Annotated in this window: 1 protein-coding gene; it reads left to right on the top strand. The window is 41.8% G+C overall.

What is annotated here, in order from left to right; translation table 11 throughout:
• Positions 1-10: 10 nt before the first annotated feature.
• A partial coding sequence (locus ACSG5Z_RS31955) for a YtzC family protein (RefSeq protein WP_435712958.1) occupies positions 11-285 on the top strand: 275 nt, incomplete at its 3' end.

The following is a 285-nucleotide window of genomic DNA, read 5'->3' as shown; positions in this document are numbered from 1 at the left end:
AGGGACAATTATGGCAGAGCGTCAATCACTTGAATCGTATATTAGACAAGCAGAACAAGCGGTGGAATATGCGAAAGAACAAGTAGACCAAGGTATGAGACAAGAGCATTATAATACGATGGAGTATTCAGATGCACAGTTACAATTAGAACAAGCATATAACGATTTACAAACGATGCAGAAACATGCGAATGATGAGCAACGTGAGCAGTTAAATAGAGCACGCATGGCAATTCGCCACCTGCAACATCTGTCTCTTAAAGACTACAGATGCTGCCGACGACT

Source organism: Bacillus pretiosus (assembly GCF_051294775.1).
GTDB classification, from domain to species: domain Bacteria; phylum Bacillota; class Bacilli; order Bacillales; family Bacillaceae_G; genus Bacillus_A; species Bacillus_A wiedmannii.
This window is presented reverse-complemented; position numbering and strand designations above follow the sequence as displayed.